The 25,590-nt window shown below is 49.0% G+C and carries 18 protein-coding genes; 4 read left to right on the top strand and 14 right to left on the bottom strand.

Features of this window, described 5'->3' with window-relative positions:
* Positions 1–66 precede the first annotated feature (66 nt).
* From AC3WQT_RS25375 to AC3WQT_RS25340, 8 genes are all read right to left on the bottom strand, one after another.
* Positions 67–663 (bottom strand): hypothetical protein, encoded by a 597-nt coding sequence (locus AC3WQT_RS25375; protein ID WP_492708258.1) that lies wholly within the window; start codon positions 661–663, stop codon positions 67–69.
* 157 nt (positions 664–820) lie between these two features.
* Positions 821–3,337 (bottom strand): diguanylate cyclase domain-containing protein, encoded by a 2,517-nt coding sequence (locus AC3WQT_RS25370; RefSeq protein ID WP_492708256.1) that lies wholly within the window; start codon positions 3,335–3,337, stop codon positions 821–823.
* 376 nt (positions 3,338–3,713) lie between these two features.
* Positions 3,714–4,319, bottom strand: a complete 606-nt coding sequence (locus AC3WQT_RS25365; RefSeq protein ID WP_492708254.1) for a response regulator transcription factor — start codon at positions 4,317–4,319, stop codon at positions 3,714–3,716.
* Complete coding sequence (locus AC3WQT_RS25360) at positions 4,316–5,431, bottom strand: sensor histidine kinase (protein ID WP_492708252.1); 1,116 nt, start codon at positions 5,429–5,431, stop codon at positions 4,316–4,318. Before AC3WQT_RS25360 ends, AC3WQT_RS25365 begins: the two co-directional genes overlap by 4 nt.
* Positions 5,432–5,466: 35 nt before the next feature.
* Positions 5,467–7,287 carry a CIA30 family protein gene (locus AC3WQT_RS25355; RefSeq protein WP_492708251.1) on the bottom strand — a complete coding sequence of 607 codons (1,821 nt, stop codon included), beginning with the start codon at positions 7,285–7,287 and terminating at the stop codon, positions 5,467–5,469.
* 186 nt (positions 7,288–7,473) lie between these two features.
* Entirely contained in the window at positions 7,474–9,330 is a 1,857-nt protein-coding gene (gene sppA, locus AC3WQT_RS25350) for a signal peptide peptidase SppA (protein WP_492708250.1), read from the bottom strand.
* Positions 9,331–9,363: 33 nt separating this feature from the next.
* Positions 9,364–10,377 carry a S1/P1 nuclease gene (locus AC3WQT_RS25345; RefSeq protein ID WP_492708249.1) on the bottom strand — a complete coding sequence of 338 codons (1,014 nt, stop codon included), beginning with the start codon at positions 10,375–10,377 and terminating at the stop codon, positions 9,364–9,366.
* Positions 10,378–10,520: 143 nt separating this feature from the next.
* Complete coding sequence (locus AC3WQT_RS25340; RefSeq protein WP_492708247.1) at positions 10,521–11,222, bottom strand: hypothetical protein; 702 nt, start codon at positions 11,220–11,222, stop codon at positions 10,521–10,523.
* A 260-nt stretch (positions 11,223–11,482) separates the two neighbouring features.
* Here AC3WQT_RS25340 and AC3WQT_RS25335 point away from each other — a divergent pair, with 260 nt between their 5' ends.
* The 4 genes from AC3WQT_RS25335 to AC3WQT_RS25320 all read left to right on the top strand — a co-directional run bounded on the left by AC3WQT_RS25335 (position 11,483) and on the right by AC3WQT_RS25320 (position 15,597).
* The gene (locus AC3WQT_RS25335) at positions 11,483–13,159 is read left to right on the top strand and encodes a peptide chain release factor 3 (protein WP_492708246.1); all 1,677 of its coding nucleotides are present in this window, start codon (positions 11,483–11,485) and stop codon (positions 13,157–13,159) included.
* A gap of 293 nt (positions 13,160–13,452) precedes the next feature.
* Positions 13,453–13,767: a hypothetical protein gene (locus AC3WQT_RS25330; protein ID WP_492708245.1), complete on the top strand. Its 315-nt coding sequence runs from the start codon at positions 13,453–13,455 to the stop codon at positions 13,765–13,767.
* 233 nt (positions 13,768–14,000) lie between these two features.
* A complete protein-coding gene (locus AC3WQT_RS25325) occupies positions 14,001–14,807 on the top strand; it encodes a cystine ABC transporter substrate-binding protein (protein WP_492708407.1) in 807 nt (268 codons plus the stop codon).
* 130 nt (positions 14,808–14,937) lie between these two features.
* Entirely contained in the window at positions 14,938–15,597 is a 660-nt protein-coding gene (locus tag AC3WQT_RS25320; RefSeq protein WP_492708244.1) for an amino acid ABC transporter permease, read from the top strand.
* Positions 15,598–15,609: 12 nt separating this feature from the next.
* Here the strand turns inward: AC3WQT_RS25320 and AC3WQT_RS25315 are convergent, their stop codons facing one another.
* From AC3WQT_RS25315 to AC3WQT_RS25290, 6 genes are all read right to left on the bottom strand, one after another.
* A complete protein-coding gene (locus AC3WQT_RS25315) occupies positions 15,610–17,067 on the bottom strand; it encodes a M48 family metallopeptidase (RefSeq protein ID WP_492708242.1) in 1,458 nt (485 codons plus the stop codon).
* A 7-nt stretch (positions 17,068–17,074) separates the two neighbouring features.
* Positions 17,075–19,183 carry a hypothetical protein gene (locus AC3WQT_RS25310; RefSeq protein ID WP_492708240.1) on the bottom strand — a complete coding sequence of 703 codons (2,109 nt, stop codon included), beginning with the start codon at positions 19,181–19,183 and terminating at the stop codon, positions 17,075–17,077.
* 67 nt (positions 19,184–19,250) lie between these two features.
* A complete protein-coding gene (locus AC3WQT_RS25305) occupies positions 19,251–19,988 on the bottom strand; it encodes a YoaK family protein (protein WP_492708238.1) in 738 nt (245 codons plus the stop codon).
* A 139-nt stretch (positions 19,989–20,127) separates the two neighbouring features.
* Positions 20,128–21,642, bottom strand: coding sequence for a tryptophan halogenase family protein (locus AC3WQT_RS25300; protein WP_492708236.1), 1,515 nt, complete (start codon positions 21,640–21,642; stop codon positions 20,128–20,130).
* A 191-nt stretch (positions 21,643–21,833) separates the two neighbouring features.
* A complete protein-coding gene (locus tag AC3WQT_RS25295; RefSeq protein WP_492708234.1) occupies positions 21,834–24,569 on the bottom strand; it encodes a TonB-dependent receptor in 2,736 nt (911 codons plus the stop codon).
* A gap of 739 nt (positions 24,570–25,308) precedes the next feature.
* A partial coding sequence (locus tag AC3WQT_RS25290) for a hypothetical protein (RefSeq protein WP_492708232.1) occupies positions 25,309–25,590 on the bottom strand: 282 nt, incomplete at its 5' end.

The following is a 25,590-nucleotide window of genomic DNA, read 5'->3' as shown; positions in this document are numbered from 1 at the left end:
CTCTTATTGCGAAAGAAATTATCGCTATTGTAGCCTGTTTGCTTTTTGGGGTTTAACTAGGTGGCCTTATTCACTCTTGACTGCTTGCTCCTCGGCTTGATCTGGCTGGATATAACAGGTAGCGGGTAGTGCATTGGGCTTTATTTTATAAAGATAAGCTGCAGCCGGAGTCTGGGGAGTTGGTTTTAATTTTATAGTCTTGAAATAGCGTCTTCTCAAGTCGGCATTGGCGCGCAGATTCAGTGGGATATCTTTGAGGAGCAGCAGCGGATTGGCAGCGATGGGTGCAAAGTCTTCACCAGGGCGATATCTGGAAAAAGCAAAACCCAAACGCTTTACATACACGGGGAACATGGTCTTGCTTTCTTCCATGCCACAAGCCAGCAAGACTGCAATGGCCTGGTGCCGGGCAGATGCCTTCCATTTGCTGCTCTCGTAATAATACAAACCGGCATCATCATAATTTTCTATGGTGCGCCAACTGGTTTCTGGTAAATGACGAGTCAGTTTGAGTGCGGCTGCATTGAGTTGCAATGCCTTCTTCTGATTGCGATTCTTTTCAAATGCACTCATGGCAGCATCGCGCAGTTTGTCTGCCCTGGTTTCAATCGCTACCTGTGATGCATGGCAAAACAAGGGAAGACAAAGTGCGAGAAAGAGCAAGGATTTTCTCATAACGAGATTCTTTTAAGGGTCAGTATTTCAGTATTATAGACCCTGAACCCACAGGCATAGAGCAAGCCTTGACCCTTGAATGTGCAGAGGCTAAGCATGGTAATTAACAGTCTATAGTCGTGATTAAGGAGGTGCTAGAACAAGCTTAGATACTCCAGCGATTTTTTCCACTGTGCTTGGCCCGGTACATGGCATCGTCAGCACGGCGCAGCAAGTCGTCCAGATCTGATTCTTCATTCCCATTTTCATGGATAGCAAGACCTATGCTGGTGGTAATACTGATTTGATGCTCACCCAGTGAAAAACGGTCTTGCATGGATTTGATGATTTTTTCTGCTACTTCGCGCGTGTCGCGTTCAGGATTGTTCAAGCCTTCCAGGATGATGGTGAATTCATCGCCGGCAAGACGAGCGACGGAGTCGGTTTTGCGTACTGCCAGACACAAACGATTGCCAAACTCTTTCAGTAACTCATCACCTGCATGATGACCCATCGTGTCGTTGATGCTCTTGAAGCCATCCAGATCAAGAAACATCACTGCCAGTGCACTGCGTGTCCGGCTGGCACGCAGCATTGCACCTGATAATCTATCCATGAACAGGGCGCGATTGGGCAGGCCGGTCAACACGTCATACTGTGCCAGGAAAATCAATTTTTCCTCGAATTGCTTGCGCTCGGTAATGTCCCTGACTACGCCAGCAAAAATCCTGCGCGTATCAAACTGGATTTCACTGACCGTCAATTCCAGCGTGAATTGTGTGCCATCCTTGCGCAGCCCGGGCAATTCAATTTTGGGGCGGCCTATAACCTTGCTTTCTCCGGTTTGCAGATAATGTTGCATGCCTTGTTGATGGCGTTGCCGCATGTCGACTGGCATCAGGATCTGCAGGCTTTGCCCTATCACTTCATCTGGCTGGTAACCGAAAATCATGGCAGCGGCGTTGTTGAATGATTCAATATTACCTTTGTCGTTGATGGTCATGATACCTTCGCCAACACTGCTGAAAACCGTACTCATTTCCAATTGCTGCTCTTTTGCATGATTCTCAGAATCTGTCAGGCGTTTGGTCAATGGCTTGATCTGTGAACGCATTAATAGCACACCCATTGCCAGTATGAACAGCAATGCTGGCACCACGGATTTTAATTGTGCACGTATGGCAGCATATAACTCAGTCGTGTCTTGCTTGACCACCAGTCCCAGGTTTTTTTGTAGAGGGGCAAAGGCAGCCATGACATTATGGCCCTTATAGTCCAGGGTAGCGACCAGACCCGCTTTGCCATCAATGGCGAAACTCATGGGCAGGGGCTGGCCCGCAATATTGATTTTGCTGATTGTATAGCTCTTGCTTTGCCGTGCTGTCGGCAGACAGGTAAGGGTGTTGCCAGTACCTGCGCAAAATGCTATTTCACCAGTAGTACCAAGCCCGTTCAAGTCAAATAGCTGGGCTTGTATGAGTGGCAGGCGTTGATTGAGGTGCAGGCGTGCGAAGGAGATATTGTCTTTTCTTAAAGCTGTGTTTGTATGCAGCGTCAGTTCGGTATCCCATTCCAGTTCCGAAGTCAGATCGTCGGCATTCGCCAGGAGTAGCCTGGTACTGGCAGAGGTATTTTTCGCACCCAGGTGCAAGAGTACTTTGCCGTCAAGAGTGATGATGGATGCACTGCGCACGCCAAGATTTCTCATGCTGAGTAATTCTGACTGGATTTCTGCAAGGGCAGCTTTATTCTCCGGTTCAAGAGCCAGCTTATACGCCGGGGCCAGCAAATGCGTATTGTTGGCGATGCGGTCATTGCTGCTCAATGCCTGTGTCAATTCCGTGCGGATTAAATTGCGTTGATTATCCAGTTTGAACTGGAGTTTTTCGCGCAAAGAATCTTCCAGTATTGCTTGCTGAAACACGAAACCAGTCAGGCCCGCTGTCAGGGTCGCAACGCATAAAATCGCCGCACTCATAAAACTGATTTTTTCATCGAGTTGAAAAAAGCGCTGCATATGACGGCTATTGGTATGATGCCAGTTGGTCCATAGTGCGACCCCTGTGGCTATCATGCCTATTGCAGTATGGATTGCCATGCGGGCTGAACGTGCCCAGCCAAACAATTGGTCAGGGGATAGCAGGTATCCAATTAATCCGGTCAGGCCGATTGCCAGTACAAGAAAAATCAAAATCTGAAAACAGAGCTCTTTTGCTTTGCTATCAATACGATTTAGTAAACATAAACCGATGCCAGTGAACATGAAGCCAAGTGCTGTATTTGGCGCCATTCGCCCAGGGCGAATATTTCCATCGTGTAGCCAGGTGTGCAAAAAACCCCAGTCTATGTGCAGATTGATATCGAAAAGATGCTCGATTAAAACCAGTCCACATAAACTGAAAAGCAGGATGCCGACACAGGGCTGTATGAGCTTGAGCTGTTTTTGTAATAATCCAGGGAGCGCCAAAGCCAGGCCAGCCAGCGCAAAGCAGAGTGCGGTATTGAATACCATTGCCACAAAACCGAGACGTATTTCTACCATGGGCCGGACTTGCAACAACCAGCCACTCATGACGATCAGCCCAAGTGCCAGCAGCGCGAGTCCGAGAAACGTCGACAGGGATAATATGGGAGGAAATGCCTTGAAAGTATCGCCTCGTGATTTTTGTATATTTTTATTCACTTGGTTGTTTTGCTGTTCTTACATTAAAAGCGTATTTTTTTTGGTATCTGCTTTTAATTCATGGTAGCTCATTTTTTGATGAAAATAACAGAGTTCACAATGGTTAAAACAGCGCGATCCTGACAGCCTTTTCTATGTAGGTGAATAGAGACGGAGCCGGGTTGAAAAACATATGCAAATGTTTTTTTGACTAGGATTTTTGTTAACCTGAGTTGTTAATCTGAGTATCGCAGGACAAGGCTGGTGCTGCCTCTTAGCGGATATCGCGTGCAATTAACATGGAATACGAATGTAAATGACAAGAGGTTTGCATATTGCTACGAAATTGACTTCGGGCCAACGTGAAAACTGCATTCTCCTTGCTCGCCCCCTTCGTTTACAGCCAACCCTGATCGCGCGCCAGACGGTATGCATCTACGCGATTTTTTGCATGCAGTTTGCTGATCGCTTCTGACAGGTAATTGCGCACGGTACCTTCAGACAGATGCATGAGTTTGGCAATTTCTGTACTGCTGGACCCTGTGCCTGCAAGGCGCAGTACCTGACGTTCGCGTTCGCTCAGCGGGTCTTGTTCGCCACCCCAGCTTTCCATTGCCAGCTCTGGCGCAATGGCGCGGCCACCGCCATGGACTGTGCGTATGGCTGCCGCCAGCGTGTCGGCTGGCGCATCCTTGAGCATATAACCACGTACGCCACTGGCCATGGCACGGCGCAGGTAGCCGCTGCGGGCAAAGGTGGTCAGGACGATGACTTTGCTGGCCAGTTTTTTTTCTGCTATGGCTGCCGCCAGTTCCAGCCCTGACATGATGGGCATTTCTATATCGGTGACGAGTATGTCTGGCTGTTCTTTTTCACATAGTGCCAAAGCTTCCTGGCCATTTTTTGCCAGGGCGATGACTTGCAGATCGTCCTCCAGTCCTAGCAAGGCGGCCAGCGCACCAGATACCAGGGCCTGATCTTCGGCGATGATGATGCGTATCATGTTTCTTCTTTCATGGGCAAAGATAATTCCAGATGTAATCCTGTAGAAGTTGACGACGTATTGACCTGCAAGTTACCTCCCAGGGCTTGTACCCGTTCACTCATGCCTTTCAAACCGCTGCCTTTGCGTACAACATCCGTTTTCCCGGCGACGCCATTGTCGCTGATTTTTAGTACGACATGAGTATCTTGCCGGTAAAGCATGATATGACATTGGCTGGCCTGGGCATGCCGTATGATATTCGTGATGGCTTCACGCACTGCCAGCGCCAGAACATTTTCATGCGCAGATGGGATAGTGAATTGCTCAATCTCACAGATTAAAGTTACTTGTGCAGCATCCAATGTTTTTTTCGCCGATTGCAACTCATACCCCAGGCCAGTGGCACGATAACCAATGACGGCTGCGCGCACTTCTGCCAGCGCTTGCCTTGCCGTGTGTTCTATATCATTGATTTCTTTTTTACATGCCTCTGGATTTCTATCCAGCAGCTTGCCTGCCAATTCGGCTTTCAGAGTAATCACTGACAGAGTATGACCAAGCAAGTCGTGCAAGTCTCTGGCGATACGTTCGCGTTCAGCCAGGGCCGCCAGATATTCAACTTCTTCCTGTTTCTTGAGTAGGGTTTCATTGCTGCGTGCTAAGCGTTCGCCGATGATGGCACCGACACCGCTGGGTATGCTGAAGATAAGCGCCGGTATCCAGAAATAAGACTCCAGTCGCATCAGTGCACTGGCGACGACAATCACGATGCCGATAACACCTAATGTCACATAGGCCCTGCGTGTATCTGGCAGGCGCGAACACATGGTGGCGGCAAATATGCAAAAAGTGGAACCACCATAATTGTAAGGTGCCCAGATAATGCCAAAGCTGCAAATCAATACTATGCAGGCATAAATACGCCAGTCGGAATACCAGAAGCTATAAAAGTAAAAAGGCAGGAACACCAGCAAGCTCAATGCCAGATAAACTAATTCTTTGCTGGTGGGTGTTACGTACAAATACTTCCAGCCAAAAATGGCAAAAGAGAGCAGCCAAAAGTAAGGCGCTTTGCCATAGCGCGCTGGCACCCAGGGGAAAGAGAGTCTTGATAAGAATGATGTGGTCACGGCTTTGCCCTGAGTGCTTGCTTAAGAATGCAGCATTATTCCTTTAAAAGGCGGATATCTGCAATTTCAAATTGAAATTCTCCGGTTTGTGGCCCGGCATTGAATGCGAGAATACTGATGATGCTGGGGTCCATGCCCTTGAACCTGGAAAAAGGGATAGAGACTTCCTGCCATTCTGCCGTGGTTTTGAAGCGGACTGACACAGGGATGTAACTACCCTGTACGCTGATCGCGACGCTGTAGTCTTTGCCATCACCTTTGACGCGGAATTTAAGTGTGTCAGCAGCACTCAGATTGGCGGCTTCCATCGGTGCATTACCGGGTAAGAAAGCCAGGCCTGCCCAAGGATACGCGAAGCCGGCATTGATGCTGCCTGAGATCGATACTGCGTTTGCCGGAGTATCCGCATCCTTCGTCGGTTCAAGCAGTTTGATCGTCACGCTGGATTTGCCACCCATGGGTGCATCGGTGGATGGATGCCAGCCAAAGCCAAAAGGACTGGCCAGTTTGTCTTTGCTGAACAGGCTGATTCTGCCATCTGCCGGTATTTCCACCAGCAGATTTTTTTGCGCATTTTGTTTTGCGACTTCCTGTCGTTTCTGCTCACGTTGGGCAGTCACCCGTTCACCGTCCTTCCATACCTCGACGATATTGCGTGTACTGTTGATGTCCTTGTCTGGCTCGCCTTCGACCAGCAAGAGATCTGCCTTGTAGCCATTGGCGATGCGACCCCGGTCTTTCAACCTGAAGGCATTTGCAGGGACTGACGTCGCGGCTGCCAATGCTGCAGTAGGGCTCATGCCAGCGTCAACCAAAGCAACAAGTTCATGATGCAGGCTGATACCATATTGGGTGCCGGAATTGCCTGCATCCGTGCCAGTCAGTATGGGGACGCCAGCAGCATGCATGGCTGTCGTCATCATTTTGGGTACTTTAAGTAAATCGACATCTGGCTTGGGACCATAAGGCGTATTCAGTGCTTGCATTTGTGATTTGCTGAGCAAGCTGGTCATGCGCTTGTCTGACAATACATCCTGTTCTTTCATGCCTGCCATGCTTTCCAGTACCGCAAAAGTGGGGATGACGAAAGCATGTCTGCTTTTCGCACTCTTGACCAGGTCGCGCATGTCCTGGTCGCTGATTTGCCTGTCGTTAAACAGGTGCACCAGACCATCTGCGCCGGCAGCCAGCGCATCCTGTGCTTCTTTCAGCGTACCTATGTGCACTACCGCCAGCTTGTTGCGCAAGTGCGCAGCTTTGACCAGGGCTTTGACGGTGGCTGTATCCAGGCTATTGAAAGGACGCTTGTCACTGCCATGCTCAATCACAATCTTGATGAAGTGAGAACCTTCAGCAATGCGGGCATCTACCCAGGCTTGAGCTTCTTCCGGTTTGGTCAGCGTGGGTATGGTCATGCCATATTCGGTACCGTGACCACCAGGAGCGGTTGCCAGTATGCCTGCAGAAATGATGTCGGCACGGTCCCGGTTTTCACCCTTACGCATTTTTTCATTGATGGCCTTTACCAGCGTGACATTGCTGAACATATCGATTTGCGTGGTCACACCGTATAGCAGCGGTAGCTCCTGGTCCTGGTATGCATGCACATGGGCGTCAATCAGACCTGGCAGCAGTGTGCGGCCTTTGCCGCTGATGATGGTGGTATCTGAAGCTGGCTTGCCAGTGAAATTACTATCCTGGATTTTGCCATCGACGATGAAGACATTCTTATCTGTCAGGATTTTTTGACCGTCAAATACACGCACATGCTCAATCAGAAAACTTGCTGCCGTTGCCGGGAAATGGACACAGCCAGCGCAAACAGCCAGTGTCAGGGCGAGTGTGGTTTTGTGCATTTATTACTCCTTGTTGATGTATGTCGCCATCTTGCCTTGTCCTGCCTGGCTGGCACAGAAGCAAATGCCATCAGTTTGATGTGACATTTGTCATATAAGTGCATACATGTGCGTGCTTAATTAATCTGCCGCGCAAATAAAAATCCCGCAACGTGTGCGGGATTTTCTGAGGCAAGCACAAGCAGTTTATGGTGCAGTACACAGACAATGTGTCAGCGCTGTAAAGCCTTTACCTTCTTTATTAACTTCTGCAAGCCAGCTCAGGTCTTTCAGCACCTCGCTTGCGGCCGCTGGTGGCAAGCCAGTTGGTACAACGGCGAGTTTGAAGTTGTCATGCAATACCCTGGCGGCGGTAGCATCAAAGATACTCAGGAGGCGGTCTATCTTCGATGGTTCACGTTCTATATAGCTGATGCGATAATCATTGCCCAGTTTGGCGCGGGTAGACGCTGATTTCAGTGCATCGCCAAAATTACCTATGGTATCAACCAGGCCTCTTTCTTTGGCTTGTATGCCTGTCCAGACACGTCCCTGGGCAACTTCATTGATTTTCTCAGGCGTGGTTTTGCGTGCTGCCGCTGCCTTGGAAGTGAAGTCTGCATAAGTGTGGTCTATGCTGCTTTGCAAGACTTGGGCAAAACGTGCATTGAAAGGACGCAAAGGATTGAAAGGATCTGCCAGCCATGTGGTTGGTGAGCCAGCAGTGTGCACGCCGAGTTTGTCGGCAGCCTTGTCGGCGGACGGCAAAATGGCGATGACGCCGATGGAGCCGGTAATCGTGGCTTCATCTGCAATTACTTCATCGGCAGCCATGGAAATCCAGTAACCACCTGATGCCGCGACATCGCCCATCGAGACGATGACGGGTTTGCCTGCCTTGCGGGTCAGCTCCAGCTCCCTGCGTATCAGTTCAGAACCAAAAGCACTGCCGCCTGGTGAATCAACGCGCAGGACGAGGGCTTTGATGCTGTCATCTTCGCGTGCCTTGCGTATCATTTGCGATGTTGACAAACCACCGATAGAACCCGGAGGTGCCACGCCCTCGCTTATTTCGCCTGCTGCGACGATAACACCGACGGCATCGCCAAAGGCCTTGGTTTTGACTCTGGCCAGGTAGTCGTCAAAAGAAATCTGACGGAAGGTTTTGATCTGCTCATCCTTGATGCCGCGCTTGAGCATGATTTCACGCAATTCATCACGGGTTTTCAAACCATCGACCAGCTTGGTATTGACGGCCAGTTTGGCGATGTCACCGCCAGCAGCAACCAGCAGTTTGCTCAGGTCGTTGATGCCGCGCATGATGTCGCCTTCAGGCAGTTTGCGGGCTTTTTCTACGTCGGTGGTATAGGTTTTCCATAAACCATTGTACAAATAACTTTCTGCTTCAGCAGCTTCTTTTGAGGGGCCATTGGCAACATAGGGTTCGCCAAAGCTTTTGAAATTGCCGGCTTTGAGTACGTTGACTGTGACGCCAACTTTGTCGAGGGCATCGCGATAATAATTACGGTATTTGCCAAAGCCGGTAATCATCACTGTGCCCATAGGGTGCAGGTAGACTTCATTCGCATGGGAAGCCAGATAGTATTGACGCTGGTCAAAGCTGGAGCCCCAGGCCACGACAGTTTTGCCGCTAGCTTTGAAGCGGTCAATGGCGGTTGCCACTTCACGCAAAGTAGCCAGACCAGCGCCGCCCATTTCGTCCAGCAGCAATACTGCGCTACTGATTTGCGGGTCTTTGGCAGCCTGACCAAGCACAGCCAGAACATCGCGCAATTGCGTCGTTTTTTTGCTGTCGCCCCTGGCTTCTGCCAGCAATGCTTCGCGCGGGCTGCTTTCATGCTGTTCGACCAGCGTGCCTTTGAGGTTCAATATCAGGGCAGTTTTGTTTTCTATTTTTTTAACCCCACTACTGAAAATATTGACAATGATAGCGATCAGGATAGCCAGGATCAGCAAGTTGAAAAATACCCTGCGGCTGAAATCCAGCGCATTCCAGAGATACTTGAACCCTTTTCCTATCCAGCGTAGTGGAGTAAAAGCCATAACAAATTTTCCTAATGTAACAATAGAACTGAATTATTCAGGCCAGATGGTTTTTAATAACTGGGCCAGATGAGCACCTGCACGAGCCAGCGCATCTTCTTTCATATTCAGCATGGTTTTTTCATATTCGAGTGGTAAAGCAATAGACCAGCTATTACCCTTTTGGTTCGGTGTGCTTTTGCTGAATTGTGTACCGGCAAACAAAACTTTGGCATCACGGATGGCATCATTCGCCCACAAGACGGGCAATTCTTCGATAGCGCCATTAGTTGGCACGACCGCTTTTGCCTTTTTGGTCAACGCATCATTCATGCGGCCACGTTTGAATTGCTGTGGCAGATCATCCCACATGGAGTGCAGATTGCCACAGGGGCATTGCAGGGCATTGCCGCCTACTGTATTGCTGCCACGGTCATACTGACCTTCATCAGGATTAACGACCTTGCCGTCAGCATTCAGGAAGATGGAGCCTACATGCAGAGGCTGATGCAGGTCGCCGACATAGTGGGTCAATAGCATCAGGGCTTCTTGTTTGTCTTTGAAATTGAAGGGGGCAGGTTGAGGCTTGCCCTGCAAGACCAGGACAGCGGCGCGTATGGCATACACCACATCATGATCACTGGTGCCTACATAGCCCAGTTTGTACTGATCATGCTGCAAGGCCACGTCTGCATAATGATATTGCTTGTGGCAGTTCTCTTCATCAGAGGCCGGGTTACAGTTTGTGTTATTGCGTTTTACATAGTCGGCCATGGCTGCGATGCCTGCTGCCGTCTCGAAAGATGCACATTCAGGGTAGCGGCCAGTAGAGGTATAGGCAAAATCCTTGTCCGGTGCGATACCTTTGACGCAATCACCCCATACAGCTATTTTTTCCAGCGTATTGTCACCCAGCAGGGTTTTTACCTGGACACCGGCTTTGCTGCCTGCCAACAGGTTTTCAGCAATGGCACCTACCGTCTGGTGGCCATCGGCACCCCAGGCAAAACTCAGTTGCGGCAAGCTGGCTATTGCCAGCATGAAAGCGGATATCAGTAGCTTTTTCATAGAAATGTCAGATAAGGAATAATCAATAAGGAGTAATCAATACCAAAGATGGTCGTCATTCTGGTGGTTACGATGGTAAACCGCAAAGATGACGAGGATATAGCAAACCAGCTAAATTGTGTGCAGATCAGATATTGTGAAGATCAGAACGCATATTGCAGACGCATGCTGAATACGCCCGCATGCCGGGTATTAAGCTTGCCCATGACATAAGAAGCTTCATACTTGATGGCTTGCTTACTGTCTGAGGTATTTCCCAGCTTGAAACTGCCAGAAATCATGGGGCCTGCACGGTGCGATTGCTGGGCCCTTGCCGACCAGTTATCCCAGTCGCCTAGTTCACCAAAGCCCTGCAAACCAAATTCAAGCTCGGGCCGCAGACGGTATTTGCCTTGCCACTGGTATTTCATTTGCATGCGGCTTGCTGGCGTGACGCGGTAAGTCCTTTCCAGAAACACATTGGCATTCACCTGCATCCGGCCAAACTCAGTCTGCATGGCAGGGCCAAATTCAAAGTCCACGCCACGGCTGCTGTCTGTATTCTTGTTTAAACTGGTATGTAGAGCCAGATCAACAGGATATTGCCCATGAGTAAGAAGGAAGTCGTTTTGCCAGGTCCAGGCGCTATTTGCCAACGAACTTGCGCCACGCTTTGCCCAACTGACATAGACCTCGGTATACCAGGTCTTGTTGGGCATATAGCTGATGCCCAGTTCAGGCACGGTTGAAGTTGCCCGGTTTTCAGGAAAAGAAGACCAGGATTTGAAGTCTATGGTCTTTTCCCCCTCATTTTCATAGATACTGACCAGATAATAGCCAGAACCCGCCTGTGCAGGTATGGCCATCAATACGCAAAGAGAGAATGTTGCTGTAAGAGCAAATTTCTTCATGGTGAACTAAACTATGGTAGGTATCGGCATTCCCATATCATGGCATTGCCATGGGAAAGTGCAAGAAAATCTCTGAGGAATTGTTATTTCCTTCATTTTCCCGGAGGTGAGCCGTAAATTGCCCTGAATTTGGCAATGCTTGCATTCGACTTCAACCCCAATACCAGCTAAACTTGCGTGTTTTTCTTCTATTTTGCGGCATCAGCATGAACACCATGAATACATCCCCAGACGATAGCCTGGAATCCGGCCACGAGTCAGCCTCAGAGTCGACTACATCCAGCGCAGCATCGAAAGACCTGATCAGCCGCGAAGTGGCACGCCGTCGCACCTTCGGCATTATTTCCCATCCGGATGCGGGTAAAACCACGCTGACTGAAAAACTGTTGATGTTCTCGGGCGCGATTCAGCTGGCGGGTACGGTCAAGGCGCGCAAGAGCGGTCGTCATGCGACGTCCGACTGGATGGAGATAGAAAAGCAGCGCGGCATCTCTGTCGCCTCATCTGTCATGCAGTTTGAATACCGCGACCACGTGGTCAACCTGCTCGACACACCGGGTCACCAGGACTTTTCTGAAGATACCTACCGCGTGTTGACGGCTGTGGATTCCGCCCTGATGGTGATCGATGCTGCCAAGGGTGTGGAAGAACAGACCATCAAGCTGCTTAGCGTTTGCCGTATGCGCAATACGCCCATCATCACTTTCGTCAACAAGATGGACCGTGAAACCCGCGACCCGCTGGAATTGCTCGACGAGCTGGAATCGGTATTGAAGATACAGTGCGCACCAGTGACCTGGCCTATTGGCATGGGCAAGACTTTCCGTGGTGTGTACCACATACTCAAAGATGAGATTTTGCTGTTCACCCCAGGTAGCGAGCGTGCCGACCAGGAATTTGAAGTCATCAAGGGCATCGATAACCCGCGTCTGGTAGAAATGTTCCCGCTCGAAATCGAGCAACTGAAGATGGAAGTTGAACTGGTGCATGGCGCATCTCACCCGTTCAGCCTGGAAGACTTTTTGGCTGGTGTGCAAACGCCGGTATTCTTTGGTTCAGCCATCAATAACTTCGGTGTGCGTGAGATTTTGAATGCCTTGCTGGACTGGGCACCGGCACCACGTGAACGTGATGCGACCGTGCGTTCTGTTGAACCGAAAGAAACCCCATTCTCTGGATTTATTTTCAAAATCCAGGCAAATATGGACCCAGCCCACCGCGACCGTATTGCCTTCCTGCGTGTGTGTTCAGGCCGTTTTGAACGCGGCATGAAGCTTAAGCACTTACGCCTGAACCGCGAGATCAAGGTGTCTTCCGTCGTCACCTTCATGGCGTCTTCGCGTGAGCAAGTGGAAGAGGCATACGCTGGCGATATCATTGGCCTGCCCAACCATGGCAATATGCAGATAGGTGACAGTTTTTCTGAAGGCGAATTGCTGCAATTTACTGGCATCCCTTATTTTGCGCCTGATTTTTTCCGTACGGCACGTATTTTGAACCCGCTCAAAATCAAGCAATTGCAAAAAGGCTTGCAGCAGTTGGGTGAGGAGGGGGCAGTGCAGGTATTCAAACCCGTCGTCAGCAGTGACCTGGTACTTGGTGCGGTTGGTGTCTTGCAGTTTGAAGTCGTCGCCAGCCGTCTTAAAAATGAATATGGCGTCGATGCCGTGTTTGAAGGCACCAGTATCAGCAGTGCGCGCTGGATCAGTTGTGATGACAAGAAGATGCTGGCCGACTTTGAGCGCTCCAGCGCCGGTGGCAACATCGCCTATGATGCCGCAGGTAACATGGCTTATCTGGCGACGTCGGGTGTGAACCTGAAGTTGACGCAAGAACGTTGGCCAGGTGTAACTTTCCATGCCACGCGGGAACATGCGGCGAAACTGGGTTAAACAGGTTAAATTGAGCAATCTAGCGGCTGGCAGAGCGAAAAGCTTCTGTCAGCCGCTTTGCCATTGGGGCTAATAAATTTCACTTGAATGCGGACTTTAATTTGCTAACATGTTGATTTAAGGTGCTTTTTTTGCACGACATCATGACATATAGCTGTCATACTGAAGGTGCAAGATAAGGTATCAGGCAAGTACGCGAAGTATTCGTAAGCCAGAAATTAGCGCTGGCCGTTTGTATAAGTTATTCAATTTCCTTCCCGATTTTCTTTGCAACTTTGATGAGGAGCGTGATCATGGCATTATTTTTTATTGAAGCCGTCCGTTTTGATGACAGTGGACAGCGTATCGCCAAGGTACGCTGGGGCAAGAGCAAGGGGGGGCAAGTGATGCCGCCAGCCATGGTGGATGATCCTGAGGAAGCAGATGTGCAGGCGGTATTGGACACCATCGCTAATGGCGATGAAGTCTTGCCCAAGTTCCAGAGTGAAAACGGCATCATACTGGGGCCAAAAGTTGTAGGCATCTTGTATGAAGATGGCGCACATGGCTTGAGCACGGCCAGCAATGATGCCCCAGGTCATAACTTGAGTGACCTTCCTTCTTTCTGATTTCATCTGTACGCCATCGCCTTGCGGTGGCGTTTCTGTTTGCTCTGGTTCACTTCCTTGTTTTGCGCATATAGCCAGCCTTGGTATATGCAAATAAGAAATACTTCGTTGTCCTTCACCAGCCTGACTCCATATCATACACAGGTCGCCGGATAATCTTTCCATCCGGCATGTTTCAATGTATATGCCTTCATTCGCACGTGATGAAGGACAGAAAACCTCCAGGGAATATGATGAAAATTTCTACAAAAAAAACAATCTCTACTTTATTGGCCACTGTGGTGCTGGCTGGCGCATCCCTGACTGCTACAGCGGCTGATTTGCTGGATACGGTCAAGTCACGCGGTACCTTGAAAATTGCACTCGAAGGTACTTATCCTCCCTTCAATTTCAAAGATACCAAAACCAACGAACTGGCCGGTTTTGACGTTGACGTCGCCAAATTGCTGGCAGCCAAACTTGGCGTCAAGCCTGAATTTGTGACTTCTGAATGGAGTGGCATACTCGCTGGTCTGTCGGCTGGCAAGTTTGATGTCATCGTCAATCAGGTTGGTGTGACCGCCAAGCGTCAGGAAACTTTTGATTTCTCTGACCCTTATACAGTGTCGAGCGCCCAGCTCATCGTCAAGAAAGATGACAAGCGCGAGTTTAAAAGTCTGGAAGACCTGAAAGGCAAAAAACTGGGCGTAGGGCAGGGCAGCAATTATGAAGAGCGTGCCAAGGCCGTGGCTGGTATCGAAGTCAAGAGCTACCCTGGTGCACCAGAATACCTGCAAGACCTGGCCGCAGGCCGTGTTGATGCCGCATTGAATGACAGCCTGATGGTCGCCTATTTGTTGAAGACCAGCAATCTGCCAGTCAAGGCTGGTGCCCCCATCGGTGAAATTGCAAAAAATGGTATTCCCTTCCAGAAAGGTAATCCTAAATTTGCCGCAGCTTTGAATGTGGCCCTGGCCGACATCATCAAGGATGGTAGCTTTGCTAAAGTATCCAATAAATGGTTTGGCAAGGACGTCAGCAAAGCACCTTCAGCACAGTAAGCCACAAACTTGCTGATATTGCCTTGCAGCGTGCAATGTCAGCAAGATACGCTGTATGATTAAGTAGATGCACTCTACTTGATGTCACCATTATCCCCGTCCTGCGGGGATATTTCTTTTTAAAGTCGCCATGGAAATTTTCGAATTGCTGCAAATGGCCGCCCCGGTCATGTTGAAAGGGGTTGCCTATACCTTGTTGTTTGCCATTGGTGCCATGATCGGTGGTTTGATCCTGGGATTTTTGTTGGCGGTTGCGCGTATCTTGCCAAGCAAATTGATCAGCACCCCAGCGGCCATATATGTCAGCCTGATACGTGGCACACCCTTGCTGGTACAGATATTCGTGATCTATTACGGCCTGCCCAGTATAGGTATAGAGTTTTCGGCGACATCGGCAGGCATACTGGCACTCAGCCTGAATGCTGGTGCCTATCTCTCAGAAAGTATACGCGGCGCGATAGTGGGTGTCAGTCGTGGTCAGTGGGCTGCCAGTTCCAGCCTGGGTTTGAATTATGGACAGACGCTGCGTTACATCGTCGTGCCGCAAGCCATGCGTGTGGCCGTACCATCAATGAGCAATACCCTGATCAGCCTGATCAAGGACACCTCGCTGGTATCCGTCATCACTGTGACAGAACTGATGCTGGCGACCAAAGAAGTCATTGCCACCAGCTTTCGTCCTTTGCCCCTGTATATTGCTGCCGCTTGCGTCTACTGGGTACTCAGTCTGTGCTTTGAAGTCGTGCAACGGCGGCTGGAGAAACGATTGCAAAAGGCCCATCAAGTTTGATTTTCTGATCAATTAAGCTGGCGTTGCACTCTCTGCCTGCAATCCATTCAGATAGCTTACAGTCAGTTTCGATTGCAAGGCAGCCTGTAATAATTCGGATGGCATGACCCTGACATCAGCACGCGTCATGGTCAATGCCTGACCGGGCACCAGACTGGCTTTATAGCCATAGTGGGTCAGGCAGGCAGTGATCCAGGATTCCATGATTTCCAGCACATAAAAACGCTTGCCCATGGGCGATAAAAAGCTGACGCCTTCTGGTCTGAGGCGGCCCCATAACTCATTCGGATCCATCGCCATTTTCATCAGTTCATTCAAGGGCAGGGCTTGCGGGTCCATCCAGCTACCGGCAAATCTTTGTTTATTCTGTTCTTGTAATACTTCGGTGGCATAGCGGTCCCAGTCGCAGGTTTGCAATTTTTCTTTTTCAAACAGGGCGTACCAGGCATTCTCGGTTTCTTCTTCTCCCCCCAGTAAATGCAGGCATTGAGACAAGGGCGGGAAACCGGGTTTGGCACCAGGGACAACCGCTGCAACCCGTTCCTCCATACTGGGATGGGTATCAAATTCAGAGGTGGTATGCGACTCTGCGTAAGTAATTGCCGCCTGGATATCCGCCCGTTTTACACCGGGTTTGCAAAAGCGGCGAAAGCCTTCAAAGATGGGCATGCGGGCACCACGATTCAATGCTGGGCCTAATTCATAGTCAAGATAGCTGGACCACATCGGTGAAATCAAATGGACTTTCTCCAATGCGCTACGGGTAGCTGCCGGGCCAAACTTTTTTGCTGCCAGGGCATCGGCTGCAAATTCCTGTTCACGCGACACAGCGGCAGATAATTTCAAAAACCATTTGCCGTAATAGCGGAACAAAACATCCAGAAAAAACATGGAGTCATCCAGATCCGTCACGGTATAGGCGATAGAAGTCCGGGTACGGTATACCCAGGGCCCCAGCGACAAGTCACCAGCCACAAAGTGACCAAATTCATGGGCGATGACTGAACCCAGTTCAGCTTCAGACAATGTGCCCAGCAAGGGCAAGCCCAGGCCAACTTCAAGCTCTTTTACCTTGCCGCGCCAGTTTTTCTTGCCACTGATAAAGGCAGATGCCGCACCTATCAAATGGATGTTGACCGGTGCATCTACCTTGAGTTCTTTGGCGATGCGTTCGACCAGGGCATACAAGGGCGCGGCAGTCTGGCGTGACAAAGGTTTAATGGTATCGCCACTTTTTTTCTCTTTACTGCGTGGACGCAGCGAATATGCCAGCGTCAATGCGGCGATACCTGCAATCACACCAGAAAACTGCAGTGAAGAGCGGTGATTCATCTGGGTAATCGGCACCCATGCCAGCATGACGACCAGCCCAAGAGCGAGTATCCAGAAGCCCAGCCACAGAGCAACGACCAGGCCAGCACGGCGGGTCAGATTGGTTTTTTGCGGTTTGCGTTGATGTTCAGTTTTCATAATGGACTCAGCTTTGCCATTGCTTGATTGCAGTGCTGACTATACCTTGCAGCACATCTGTTTTTGCCGCCAATTGTCTTAGAGTTTGCCGTTCTTGGACTGGTAATTGTGAATTGCGCGAACGGATAAAATAAGCAGCGGCAAGCACATCAGTTTCAAAATCCATCTCATCCAGACTGACATTTTCACCACGCACGAACTGCTCAAAGACAGCAAGATCAGCTTTGCGCATAGGCATCATGTGTTGCAGTTTGTCTTTTACGGCTTTGTTATTGATACGGCTGGCTTCGCCATATAAGAGTGCCAGTTGATCTGCAGCCAGATACTTGCGTACCTGTATCGTGTTGATCTGCTTCACCAGATCCAGTGTCTGTTCTGGAGAATTGCACAGGCTTTGCGAAAGCTTGACCATAGGCAGGTCGCGGTTTGCCATATTGTTTGGGTACAGACCAGCTTTGGCACGGTAAATGTCCAGCACTTTGTCATTGTCATCCTCAGGCATGCTGCGCAAATATTTTTCAGGATCGCTGTTATTCACTTGTCGCGCAATTTCGCTGAATTCAAGCGCACGGGCGGCTCTTTCCAGGCCCTTGCTGTTGTTGATTGCAACATCCAATATCTTCAGGGCGTCACCTGCACGTTGTTGCGTAAGCAGCAGCTTGATTTGTGTATCAAATAAATAGCTGGCATTTTCGGGTGAGAGTATGGACAGTTGCTGTAAATCCTGTGCTGCGCCCCGGTTGTCACCATGGATAAATTTACGCCAGGTCAGGCTGCGCAAGATATTTGCATCTTGTGGGAATTTTTGCCTCAACGACTTCATGGCTTGCAAGCCCTCACTGCCACTCAGTAATGAGGCATACAGATATTGTTCAGATGAGGAATCGGCATGCTGAGCAGCGCGCTGAGCATATTCCTTGAGCATCATTTCATGCTCACCGATGTCATCGCGCAAATCCTGGGCACCACGCTCAAGCATCACATTATCTGGATATATCTTCAAGACTTTGCGGCTTATCCGCAGTGCTTCGGCATTGGATATGCTACGCGCAACATACAAGGCAATTTCAGTTGAACGTGAATCCCAGTTTTTTGTGGCGGCATACGCCTCCAGTGCGGCCAGCATGTCTTTTTCCTGACCATGCTCGAATGCGTAATTCAGGCATGACATCACGCCTGGCGTACCTGTCTGGTTGATGACGGTTAATTGCTTTACGCTGACTGAGCTTTCGTGCTTGCTCATGCTCATGGATTGCGGTGGTTCTGTGAACAGGTATTTGATGTTGGCAAATTCCATCAGGCGTTTGCCGCAATACACAGTCTGAGTACCTGCCTGATCAGGAGTAGCCGGTTTGACTTTCCTGTAGATGACGGTATTTTCTACCAATGGTGCGGCACCGGCGATATTCCATACACTGTAGCGGTCACTGCTTTCCAGCGTCTGGTCATAAGTATCGATGACGCCGGTTTTGTCGGCACTGGCTTCACCCTTTAAATGCCCCACTGGTAAAGTTAACGTGGCACGGCCTTGTGCTGCCACAGTCAGTACCTGCTCACCAATCTTTACTTTTACTGGTACTTCAAAGCCATTCAGTATCGTCAAATCCTGGTTACTGGCTTCATGATAACTCGCTGCAGCACCTGTCAAGACCATGATGACCAAAGCCAGCGCCAGTCCGCGCGTATATAGCCAGCCCATGATGCCCAGGGGCGCACGCGCATAGATTTGCCATTGCCTGTCACCAGTGCTGCGCACCACATACGACCCCATGGGGACGAGAGGTATGCCGAACAAGATGACAAACGCATGCAGGGCTATATGGCTGCCATCAGTATCCCGTTCCGATTCACCGACAAAGCTGAAGCCGACAGAATTGATTGTCCCCAATGATGGCGTACCTTTCAATGGTTTGGCAAACAGACGGCGTTCACTGGTCAGTTCTTTGAGCAAACTCCTGTGTTGTGGCAGACGGCGGAACAGGCGGGCCAAAACCAAAGAACGATAGACTTTGAATGGGTCACCGGACTCTATGGCCCGGCTGATTTGCGGATCATCGCTAAAGGTGCGCAACTCTGGCACACGTTGAAATAAATTGGCTGGATCAGATATGGACATGCTGGTTTAATTATTAAATAGCCAAAAGAATAGTAATGCGGATGTGCTGATTGTTGAAAGCAAATAATCAGGCTTTCCTGAACCGGGGTGCCAGCGACAAGACTACCAATGCAGTTGCGATCGGTAGTGTTGAAATGAAACCAAAATGTTTGAAACCATAGGCGCCGGTTAAAGCGCCAGAAAAAAACCAGAATACCAATAGAGCATGCAAGCGCAATTTTTGCAAATTGGCACCCACTTCGTTCTCATGATGAACTTCGTCTTTATTTCTATTCCAATAAATCATCTTACCCAGTTCTATACCTATGTCCGTGACCAGGCCAGTGACATGGGTAGTGCGTATTTCAGCATGGGAGATTTTGGTAATCAGGGCATTTTGCAAGCCCATCACATAGCAGAGCAAGACTGTAGTGAAAGAGACCGTGATTACTGCATGTTCCTGTAACTCAGTACCAACCAGACCAAACACCAACAACAACACGGCTTCCAGCAGCAATACCGGTGTATAGATGTAGCGAAACTGGTTACGCTTGGCATAGTTGACTATGAGGGCCGTGCAGGCCGCACCCCAGGCAAAGGCAATCAACATGAATAACGCGGCAAATGCGGGTAATAACTTACCCAGGACCAGGTCATCAGCGGCAGAAGAGAGCATGCCGGTCATGTGCGAAGTGTATTGCCCGACGGCTAAAAAACCGCCCGCATTCAAGGCTCCGGCCACACATGCCAAGCACACTCCCAGATGCAGATTAGACCGGGGAGTGCGCTTGGGCGAGGTCAGCTTGGCGAGATAATTGATGGGCATGCACGAAAAGGTATATTTTTTGCCAGTCTGACTTGAGTTTAGCCGAAAAACTGACAAAAAAGCATACCTGCTCGCATTTACTATTTTGATGCATGTTGTTTTACCTCACTGTGCTTCCTGTTCTTCAATGAGAAGGGGCTTACATAGTTGGCCTGTGAGTGGATAAGAAACTGCGGTGATCCTGGAAATTCAGGGCGCAGCGTTGGATAAAATCACCCAGAGGTTCCGACTGGTTTTGCACCGCATCCGTTGCTGCTTTGTCTGCTTGTGGGAATATGCCCATGCCAGCCAGTAATGAATACCATGACGCCACGGGATAATAAGTGTCGATTTTCTGACGGCGAATTTCGTCCCCAAGGTCGCGGCCTTCCAGCCAGGTGGCAAATACCTGTTTCAGTGAATCAGGTATGGTATGCAGATTTGCTGCATTGGCCTTCCAATAGTCGGTGTCTGTGCGGGTATTGGTTTTGTAGTGAGCGATGATGTAGTTGCGGTGCCCATCAAAGTAATCATTGATTTGCTGGTTATAGACATTTTGCGCTTGTTCGCTCAGATCACCTTTTTCCAGGAACAGGCAAAAGATCGCAGCAGTCATCTGCGTCAGGTAGAGTGCGGTTGCTTCCAGTGGCTCTAAAAACCCTTGGGACAAACCAACAGCCAGACAATTCTTGTTCCAGTGTTTTTCTACACGCCCCAGTTTCATCTTCAAATGGCGCGCCTGGGTATCAGATTCCAGCAAACCCAGTTTTTCACGCAATTCTTTTTCTGCCTGGTCTGCCGTGGTAAAGGCAGAGCTATACACATAGCCATTGCCATAGCGATTTTGCAGCGGTATCTTCCATGACCAGCCGTATTTCATCGCAGTAGAAATAGTTTGGGTAGGGATGGCCGCGCCTATGTCGGTTGGCATGGCAATGGCAGAATCATTCAAGAGATGATCGGCGTAACTGACAAACGGTGTTTTCAGTGCCTTGCCTATCAGGAGGGCAGCAAAGCCTGAGCAGTCGACAAAGAAATCCGCCTCCAGATTGTCGCCACCTTCGATGGCTACTGATGCAATATTACCTGTGGCGTCCAGCCTGGTATCGGTGATATGTGCACTGATATGGCAGATACCCATTTCCAATGCCTTCTTATGCAAAAATTTTCCCAGTAGCATGGCATCAAAATGATAGCCATATGTTGTAAAAAACGGGAAATTGTGAGACGCGATAGGTGCCAGATGGCTCTCTGCCAATTTGGAGGACAGGAAAAATTTATCAGGCAATGCGCATACATCTTCGCCATTCAGGCGCGCTTTCACATTGTTGATAAATACTGGCAGGGTTAGGTTATCTATCATCGTCACAAACGGATGAAAATAACTTTCATGACCAGGTTTGGTAGACCAGCCATCAAATGTGATACCGGATTTATAGGTGGCATTGCACTCAGGCATCCATTCAGATTCTCGTATGCCCAGGTTATCAAAAAACTTTTTCAAGACTGGTGTAGAACCTTCACCAACGCCTATCACCCCTACTGTGGGCGATTCTATGACGGTGACTTCTATATTTTTTTCTTTTACAGAGTGAGCGATAATCAGCGCCGCCATCCAGCCTGCGGAACCGCCGCCAACGATCATGATTTTCTTAATTGGTTTTTGCGTAGTCATAGTCAGGGGCCAGTGTCAGGATTAAATTGGATTACGATGTCGTTCTTTGCTTAAATGATGACACGTATCACATTAACAAATTTTTCTGAAGTTCAAACAAAAAAAGTGATGGGACCAGGTAGTCCCACCACTCTCAAGAACGGGAAAGGTGTATCCAGTGTCACAGATAAACCCTCCCGCAAGCGTAATAATTACATTTTGGCGTGCAGAGTCAGGAAGATTTGACGGCCATTTTTATACAGGGATGCTGGCAAATCTGCTGCACCTGGAGTTTTCCACACAGAGCTGACCAATGGATTATTGAGATCTTTGCCATCCAGAGAGATGGAGAAGCTGTCGCTGATCTGATAAGCCAATGTTGCAGACAAAGTGCCGATATCATTTTGGTAAGCAGCACTGTTACGGCTGGTACCATTCAAGAAACCGGAACGATAGCTGTATGTCAGACGTGCACTGAATTTACCATCTTCATAGAAAGCACCGATGTTGTATGCGTTCTTGGAAGTGCCAATCAGAGTACAGTCAGGAGCCAGCAAATCGCCGCACTTGGAACCAGGAGCTGCGCCTGTTTCTTTACCCAGTGTGTAAGTGTAGTTAGCATTGATACCAAAGCCAGCTGGCAATGCCTGGATGTATGCCAGTTCCAGACCTTTTACTTCAGCCTGGGTATTGATAGGCGTACTCATTGCATATACGGTGTTTTTCTTTTGGATCTGGTTGTAGAACGTACCTGTGCTTGCGCCATAAGTAACATAACCATCCAGAGCAGAGTAGAATACATCAGCAGAAACCATGGATTTTGGTGCGAAATACCATTCCACGCCCAGATCTACCGTATTTGCACGGATAGGTTTCAGGTTAGGGTTACCACCGTTACCTGTACCTTGTACGTCACGCAGATCCAGACCAGCCATTTGACCCAGTTCAGGACGGGCCATCGTGCGGGAAACACTAAAACGGGCAACCATGTCTTTGTTCAGATCCATGCGGAAGTTTGCACTTGGCAGGAAATCGACATAGCTGTTGTTATAGGTTCTTGGTTCAAAATTACCGGAAGCACCAATTTCATTACGTGTGACTTGTTCGCTGGTACGGGCAACACGCAAACCGAAATTGCCGCTGATGCCTTCACCTGCAAAATCAGCCATTACATACGCAGATTGCGTTGGTTCTTTAATGGAGAATTCATTTTGCAGCAAATGACCAGTGTAGTTTGTGTACTGCGCCAACCATGCATTCACAGAAGCTTGAGAGAAAGTCCAGTAACCTGCACCATTTGCACCCAGATCATTAAAGATATTCGGGAAAGCTGTCAAACCGGACATAGGCAGATTTGCTGCATTGCTCAAACCTGGCAAGGCATTATTACCGATAGAAGTCAGATCACGTTTGTGTTCGGCAGCACGGAAACCGAAGCGCAAAGTAGGGATGCTGGCGAGATCAGTTTTAAATGTGCCATCGATCTGTGCGTAATTTTCTTTATCGTTGGCAGTGACATGAGAGCCATATGTATATGGTGCGCCAGGTGTGCCAGGTGCGCCATTATTAAAGCCGCCGATAGAGAACTTGTCAGCACCAGGTGTGACATAAATCACAGGCTTGTCAGAACCCTGGACAGTATAGCTGCCGCCTGTCCATGGCATCCAGATACCCATAGCGCCACTGACTGTGTTGCCCAGGCCTTTGGTCGTACCGACTTTACCAGCAAGTGTCAGTTGATCATTGACGCGGAAAGAGCCATCGATGTTAAAGAACTGAGACTGGCTTTCTGCAACAGGACGAGAGAAAATTTCCTGAACAGAACTGGACATGCCACTGCAAGGTACGCAGCCAGCAGGATTAGTCACTGACAACTGAGTGATAACACCCTGGTTCAAGGTACCAGTCACAGCACTTGTCGGGTAGCCAGTTGTTGCCCATGATGGTCCAACGAAACGCCCCAGGGATTGCATGAAGTTGTGATTGACGTTAGGTGCGTCCAGATGAGACTGGAATGCAGTGACGTCTATACTCACATCTTTGGATGGTTTGAACTGGAAATCAATCAAGCCACCGTCACGGGTACGTTGTTGTTCAAACCATGCAGTGCCACCCAGATAGTTGGTGACAGCGCCAGAAGCTGGTGATGTTGCTGTGTTGGCTGTGCCTGCACCCTTGATAGCGCTATCGATAGGACTGCCGACATCGACCTTATCCCACCAGATCTGATTTTCCTGACCAGCGCGGCTCAGAGTACGTTTTTGATGGAAAGCCTGAACCAGGACACCCATAGTTGACGCGTCATTTTTCCAGGCAATCAGACCGCTCAATTGAGGGTCAGATTTGCCAGAGTTGGCAGAATTCACCAGGCCGATACTTGCCTGTGCATTGAATTGTTTCTTGAAATCCAGTGGCTTGCGTGTTTCGATATCCACAACGCCTTCTGCGCCGCCTTCAATCAGATTAGCCTGGGAGCCTTTATGTACTGTAACGCGGCCAATCAATTCAGATGGGAACAAAGAGAAACTGACGCTGCGGCCACCGCCGACGATATTGTCTGCAAACCAGTCGCCACTTGATACGGAATGACCATTGAGTGTTGTCAGTGTCAAGCCGAATGGTGTGCCGCGCAAGGCAACACGATCGTTCTCACCAAAGCTGCCTTCACCACCACCAGCTGCAGCAACGCTGACACCTGGTACACGTTGCAAGGAATCAGCAACGTTCTTGTCAGGCATCTTGCCGATGTCTTCAGCAGTAATCACTTCAACAAAATTGTCGGCGTTACGCTTTTGATTCAAAGACTGTTGCAGGGATGCGCGAATACCAGTTACGACCACTTCTTGAGCTGCGGCCGGTTTTGCTGCTTCTTGTGCTTGCGCTTGCATGGCGACGCTCATGATCAGTACCGCAACAGCGGACGCCACGGGCGTTAAATTGTTCCTCATTGGACTCATTTTATTTTGCATTTATTTCTCCTTCGGTTAAGACCTGTGAAAAGCTTTAGATCCGTGACAAAAAATTGCTTCCTCCCCCATACCTTACACACTTGATGTTTTGACAGTGAGTATTTTCGGTACAACCCGCTGCAGTAAAAAGTCATTCAAAGTTAGCTACCACTCGAAACAACAACACCGGATGTGAAGCACTTTAGTGGTGACTAAACAGGTTGTCAATCGGTATCTAAGTGGTATCTATGCGATGTTTAATTGGTTTTCATTTTGATAACTATATGATTGCTATCTAATTGTTTTTATTGGATAAATTATTCTTTTCAAATTGGGAAGAGTGGAAGTGGACTGATGTTTTATTCCCACATGTGGCCTTCAATTGTTCTTTTTTTAGACGGGAAAGTGGATTTGAAGTGGCTTTGAACTAAGTTTTTTAAATTAATTTATATATGTCTGAAATCCGATATGGACGGGTAAGTCAGATGCGCGCAAAACACCGCTGAAATTTTCCATCCGCTACCGGGAAATAGGATATCCACACGCTTTAAGTTGCAGTAATCGGGCTTGTTTATATTTTGGAGGATTAAGACCAGTTGTAAAAATATGACGGTCATTTGATATAAATGCTTTGCTGAATCGGAGCTATAAAGCCTGCTGATTTGCTGTCGATATTCGATAACTGTCTCAGTAAAACTAATTCCACATAGATACCTCTTGACAGCCAGTTATGAGGACACTAAAGTGAGCCGAATTCAAAGACAGATGGTCTCTCTCGCCGCACTGCATGAGCGGGAAGAGCAAGATGTACTTGAGTGGTATTTGCGTATTTTCCGGCAGAGGCAAAATTATGTGGCCGCCTGACCTGTCTGTTTTTGCTGAGTGCGACTGTGGAATTCAATGCGTGAAAAACGGATGGCGAAAATACCTTCACTATAATAAAGGGAGCAGTAATGGATTTTTCAAATCGCCAGCAAGAGCCGGGGAAGAAGTTTATAGGCTTAGGGCTGGTTATCGCATT

Source organism: Undibacterium sp. FW305-107 (assembly GCF_058788535.1).
Note: the sequence above shows the minus strand (reverse complement) of the source record. Positions and strands in the feature narration are given on the sequence as shown.